The 5,434-nt window shown below is 33.4% G+C and carries 6 protein-coding genes; 2 read left to right on the top strand and 4 right to left on the bottom strand.

Features of this window, described 5'->3' with window-relative positions; all coding sequences use genetic code 11:
* Positions 1–282 precede the first annotated feature (282 nt).
* On the top strand, positions 283–1,125 hold the full coding sequence (locus ACIQZD_RS26090) for a carbonic anhydrase (RefSeq protein ID WP_402907780.1): 843 nt from the start codon (positions 283–285) through the stop codon (positions 1,123–1,125).
* Positions 1,126–1,714: 589 nt separating this feature from the next.
* Here ACIQZD_RS26090 and ACIQZD_RS26085 read toward each other — a convergent pair.
* The 3 genes from ACIQZD_RS26085 to ACIQZD_RS26075 all read right to left on the bottom strand — a co-directional run bounded on the left by ACIQZD_RS26085 (position 1,715) and on the right by ACIQZD_RS26075 (position 3,461).
* Positions 1,715–2,200: a YjdJ family protein gene (locus ACIQZD_RS26085; RefSeq protein ID WP_402907777.1), complete on the bottom strand. Its 486-nt coding sequence runs from the start codon at positions 2,198–2,200 to the stop codon at positions 1,715–1,717.
* A 175-nt stretch (positions 2,201–2,375) separates the two neighbouring features.
* Positions 2,376–2,681, bottom strand: a complete 306-nt coding sequence (locus tag ACIQZD_RS26080; RefSeq protein WP_402907774.1) for a hypothetical protein — start codon at positions 2,679–2,681, stop codon at positions 2,376–2,378.
* A gap of 171 nt (positions 2,682–2,852) precedes the next feature.
* Positions 2,853–3,461: a transglutaminase-like domain-containing protein gene (locus ACIQZD_RS26075; RefSeq protein ID WP_402907771.1), complete on the bottom strand. Its 609-nt coding sequence runs from the start codon at positions 3,459–3,461 to the stop codon at positions 2,853–2,855.
* A gap of 135 nt (positions 3,462–3,596) precedes the next feature.
* On the opposite strand from ACIQZD_RS26075, the gene ACIQZD_RS26070 reads away from it, so the two are divergent.
* Positions 3,597–4,121: a transposase gene (locus ACIQZD_RS26070; RefSeq protein WP_402907768.1), complete on the top strand. Its 525-nt coding sequence runs from the start codon at positions 3,597–3,599 to the stop codon at positions 4,119–4,121.
* 193 nt (positions 4,122–4,314) lie between these two features.
* Here the strand turns inward: ACIQZD_RS26070 and ACIQZD_RS26065 are convergent, their stop codons facing one another.
* The gene (locus ACIQZD_RS26065) at positions 4,315–5,094 is read right to left on the bottom strand and encodes a CPBP family intramembrane glutamic endopeptidase (RefSeq protein ID WP_402907765.1); all 780 of its coding nucleotides are present in this window, start codon (positions 5,092–5,094) and stop codon (positions 4,315–4,317) included.
* Positions 5,095–5,434: the final 340 nt, after the last annotated feature.

Raw genomic sequence — 5,434 nt, 5'->3', positions numbered from 1 at the left:
GGTTCATTGGAAGGTTATTTGGCATGCACAAATTCAGTATAGCATGAAATATTTTAAGTTTTCATTGAAAAATGTTGACTAACTATTAGCTGGTTAGTTCCATAAAGAAAAAGCTGCCTTAAAGACAACTCCGATCTTAATACAGATAGGTAAGGGTTTGGTCTACTTTTATCAAAACATGGTCTGTGAACATTTTTTAGAAAATAACGTTTACCATTTTTTTATTTTTAGTATATTATTGTATAGATTATTAAAAGTTGGTAAAAGGAGCGTTAAACAAGCATGAAAAAGAATCTTGCTTATCCATTTTTAGTTGTATCTTTAGTCTGTTTATTAGAAGCTTGCTCGTATAAAACTAAGGAAACAACTGCACAAAAAGAAGAGGAACAAACCACTGGTACGAAAGAAAGTGAAGCAAAAGAGGCTCATAGTACACACACTTCTAATTGGTCTTATGAGGGGGACACGGGACCTGAACACTGGGGAGAACTAAACCCTGCAAACTCAGCCTGTGCCAATGGAAGTGAACAATCACCAATTAATATTGAATTCTCCCAAGTAAAAACGGATAAAAAATTAGAAGGCATTCAAATCAAATATGAGCCAACAACTTTTTCACTCGTAAACAACGGTCATACAGTGCAGGCTAATGCCAAAATAGAAAGCAACAGCATTGTCGTTGAAGGAATTGAGTACAAGCTCGCTCAATTTCATTTCCATACTCCAAGTGAACATCAATTTAATGGCCAAAATTATGATATGGAACTGCACCTCGTACATAAAGACGCGAATGGAAAGCTTGCCGTCCTTGGAGTGATGATTCAAGAAAGAAAAGAAAATGAAAAACTGGAATCTGTTTGGGATGTATTACCGAAGGAAGAAACAGAAAAAGATATTACCGTAAAAGAACCGGTTGATTTACAAGCTTTACTACCTCAAGATCAAACGTCTTTCCATTATATCGGTTCGTTAACGACCCCTCCTTGTACGGAAGAAGTAAAATGGGTAATTTTTGAGCAGCCAATTGAAATGTCAAAAACACAAATTCAAGCATTCCAGGAAATTTCCCCTGACAACAATCGTCCTGTTCAATCTTTAAAGGAACGAGAAATGATTAGGAACTAGATAAATAAAGATGTCATTTACTATTTTTTACACCGAAAAAGAAACAGCTATTGAACCGAAATAAGAGAATGCGAGAAATACTTAAGGATATAAAAAAGTCTCTTAAAGAGGAAATATGCAGTGTCGAATAATTCAGACCTGTAATATCACAAAAGCTATTAACAAATCAATTATCAATATACCGATGCAGTAATAACCGGATTGTGAAAAGATGAATTTGGTTTGCTTCTAGGGATTGAAGAAAATAACCGAATAAAGCCAGCTGGCATAATGGAGTTTGTCACTCCTGCAGCCAGGAAACAATTCTATAGTCATGATTTAATTGTTGATGAAAACAAGAAGTTAATTATTTAGATTCGAAGATTAAATGCAAGGTGAAGTCTAGAAATTATACAAGGTCTAGTCTATTACGCTTATCAAGACCTAAATCATAAAAATCCATAAAAAATATAGGGTGATACATATTAGTCATATATAATATGTATCACCCTTTTACTTCTTGTTCAACAAAAGCGCACGATTGTGGTAGATCGACAATGCTATAGAGCCTTGCGCTTCTTGAACTAAAGCACCCGTTAGTTCAACAAGGTTAATTTGTAATATTGTTCGTGTTACGATTTGAAATCTGAAAATAAGTTATTATTACAGCAGTTACAATGCACAATACACCACTCACTAACCAAATATAGAAAAAAATTTGACCACCAAAAGTGGGAGAATTAAAAATAAAATAACTAAGTAAGAATAATACTCCACCCAAAAAGGACAAGTAATAAGCAAACCGTTTATGCTGTGGCTTTAAGAAATGGTATCCAATAAGAATTAACAAATATAAACTACTTATTACCATAATGACAGGAAAAGTGGGTTGAAATTTTACTGCGTATATAAAGTAGTCAAGTTGTGATATAGAGCTATTACTATTTACCTCACCGTATAAAAATTGAGAAAATGGTGTTGAGTACTTCCATTCCCAAGGATTATCTACGATTGCACTACCTTCATAGAAAGCAGCAACAGTAGAAATTAAAAGTAAAATAGAGGCTATACCAAACTGAAACAAAAACCTAAACATATTAAACACCCTCAAATTTATTATTTAAAAATTACTCTTCACACTTAATTTAAATTATTAACATTAAAATCCTTTTTCTTTATTCAATTAACCCGCCCCTTTAGTTCCATAATAAAAAGGCTGCCAAAGCAACCCCTGTTTATAGAACTAACACCCGTTAGTTTAACAACTAAACTTAATTTTTTATCTCTTTTTCGAAATAGAAACCTGTCCCATTTTCTTGTGGAACAAACCCTTGTTGAGTTGAACTATTTTCTACCATATTTTGCTCTTCTGCTGTTATAACTGTGGTAACATCTTTTCCTTCAGCTACCATGCCTTCTCTACGATCTTGTTCCACTCTAGTAACAAGTTTAAATGTATCTGTTTGTTTTGAGGAAACTTCTGCAGATGTTTCTGTATTTTTCAAGTCTTTCGCAAAACCAATTGATACTGCTAAAACTCCTGCAAAACCAAGGGTTAAAACTAATTTCCCTTTCATATAAATACCTCCCAATAATTTCTAACCGTTCCAATAACATATTTTACCACAACTAAAACTATGTTACTTTAAAATTTATTTCTTCAACTAAACTGCCCCTTTAGTTCCATAAGAAAAGGCTGCCTTAGAGACAGCTCTGATCTTCAGCTAACGCACCCGTTAGTGAAATAACTATAAACTCTCAGGTAAATGATGTTTATACATTTCCAATGCATCATTATGTTCTTCTAACACAGCTATCGTTTTGGGATGTGGCTTTACATAGATAAGTGGATATTCCTTTTCATCCAATTCCTCATGAGTAGGAAATGCTAATTTTTCTTCATCAATTGAAAATTGGGCATCAATACCCTTTTTATTTCCACGAGCATCTAATCTTACCCATTTATTAAGTGATTTTAAAAAAACAGCATTTAAAGCGTGAATACAATACCCCTTTTCTGGTGTATCAAACAACATCAATCTTTGATAGCAGAAACCTGTTGGTATTCCTTGCGATCGTAATAAAGATGCTAATAGATTTGATTTTGCATAGCAAATTCCCTCTTTATAGGCTAATACATCTGATGCATTACAAGTAATACGTTTCCCTTGAATATCCCAAGAGTGAGATATTTCGTCACGAACAAATTCAAAAGCTACTTTTGCTTTTTCAATATCTGTTTGAGAAGGGTTGAAAAGGTCATCCACCTTTGCTCCAATTATAGGATTAGAATAATTAACTTCATTCAATTCGAGTAGATAATCATCCAATTTTCCAGACTCACAAATCATATTCATTAACTCCAACCTCCCTTATATAATGTATAAAAATGTATATTTCAGTATTATTATACAATGGGGAGTGCTGAATTTATAGGTGTATTATTAAACTAACCTGCCCCTCACATTGATTTTTTAAGTGAACAAATTGAAATGTTGGATCAAGAGATAGCTCAAAGAGTAAGCTCTTATCAGGACGATATAGAACGACTTGATTCAATACCTGGTATCGCCACAAGAATGGCTGAGCAAATCTTAGCTGAAATTGGTACGGACGTTGGAAACCAATTCCCGACTGCCGCACATTTATGTTCATGGGCAGCCTTGGTCCCTGGACACAATGAGAGCGCAGGTAAAAGAAAATCTAGTAGATCTAAAAAGGGAAATAAGTATTTAAGATCCGCATTAACAGAAGCAGCTCAATCAGTAAGAGGGTCAAAAAACTATCTCGGTGCACTGTATAGACGCACAGCCGGACGAAAAGGAAAGAAAAAGGCAGCAATTGTAGTTGCCCATGCGATGTTGCGAATCGCATATTACCTTCTAACCCGAAAAGAAATGTATGTCGACTTAGGCGAAGATTACTTTGATAAACAAAGACAAGTATCAATTGTACGCCATTCGGTTCGAAGACTAGAAAACTTAGGTTATAATGTGACAATTACCGAAGCATCCTAATCCAATTTTCGTATCCATAAACACCTTGATCAGGCGCTCTCCTCTTTTTTAAAAAATGAATGAGCTGCGTCTACTTAATTATTGCCATTTTTCGGATCTCACAGAAGTTAATTTTCATGGTAGTTCATTAAGAAAAGCGATTCTTATTAAAGAATCGCGCCCTTATGTGGAATAAGAGATTGCTACTAATAGATTATTCAATATATGTATCAGCTTTTTTCATTATTAATGATCGGTTGCGATTGTTTGCGAATAGCAAGTAGATGAATAAAGAAAAAACTAATGCTATAATTCCTCCTAATAATGATTGATTGCTAACGAACACATTGAGAACACTATTACAAAAAGCATGTGTCATAATACAAAGAAATATACTCTTTGTTTTGTAATAAACAGTTGATAAAAGAAAGGAAAAAGAAATAACACTTATGGAGAATACAGGAATATTCAAATATTCATATTGATAAGTTCCAATTATGAAAAACAATGGCAAATGCCAAAAAATCCAAACAATACTTACGAGTAATGTGCTTGTTAAAACAGGTATTCTTTTTGTCAATTCTCGAAGCATAAACCCACGCCATCCAATTTCCTCTAAACCGCCAATTAAGATAAAAATAGGAATTTGCAAAAGTATATATTGAACGGGCACAATTTGTTCTCCTCCGACTACGAAATACGGAAGTAAAGAAAAAACTAAAACGATCACGATAATAAATAAATACCAATTTAAATTTTTCGGTGGTTGATAACAACTCTTTAAAAACATACTAAAATCTTTTTTTGAATCAGACCTTTTGCTAACGGTTATACCAGCGATTGCAGGCCCTATTACACCTAAAATATAAAGAATATATAAAGCAATTGATGAACCAAAAGGAATATTTTTAATTTGCGTATAAACAGCAATCATTCCCCAAGAAAGAAAAGTGATTGAAAAAGTTGAAAATAGATATTTTTTTAATTTAGACAAATTTTTCTCTCCCTCAATCAAAACTTATTTTATTAATTTCTATTCAGTTCGCAACAAACTTACTCACAAGAATTATCTTAACATAAAATCCGGAATTGGATTAAACTGTAATTTCTTTTTTTAAAGAATTGCACCTCCGATTCTTGAATAACCAAGATAAATTGATTTCCCATTAAGGGTTTAACTTTATGAAGTTTCTTCAACAAGATGGCCCAATTGTTGAACAAAGGTCAAACAGCACTCTTCAACTATCCTGCCCCTTCGTATTATAAGGTCAGCCAGATATTTCTGGTTGAACAATTTTTATATCGATATATGATAACGGTAGCTGGGGTAGAAC

Origin of the sequence: Peribacillus sp. NPDC096447 (assembly GCF_044762725.1) — a bacterium.
GTDB lineage: Bacteria > Bacillota > Bacilli > Bacillales > DSM-1321 > Peribacillus.
Note: the sequence above shows the minus strand (reverse complement) of the source record. Positions and strands in the feature narration are given on the sequence as shown.

Bases quoted from the DNA above. Each gene is read 5' to 3' on its own strand.
- ACIQZD_RS26090 (WP_402907780.1), top strand. From the start codon at position 283: ATGAAAAAGAATCTTGCTTATCCATTTTTAGTTGTATCTTTAGTCTGT.
- ACIQZD_RS26085 (WP_402907777.1), bottom strand. From the start codon at position 2,200: ATGTTTAGGTTTTTGTTTCAGTTTGGTATAGCCTCTATTTTACTTTTA.
- ACIQZD_RS26080 (WP_402907774.1), bottom strand. From the start codon at position 2,681: ATGAAAGGGAAATTAGTTTTAACCCTTGGTTTTGCAGGAGTTTTAGCA.
- ACIQZD_RS26075 (WP_402907771.1), bottom strand. From the start codon at position 3,461: ATGAATATGATTTGTGAGTCTGGAAAATTGGATGATTATCTACTCGAA.
- ACIQZD_RS26070 (WP_402907768.1), top strand. From the start codon at position 3,597: ATGTTGGATCAAGAGATAGCTCAAAGAGTAAGCTCTTATCAGGACGAT.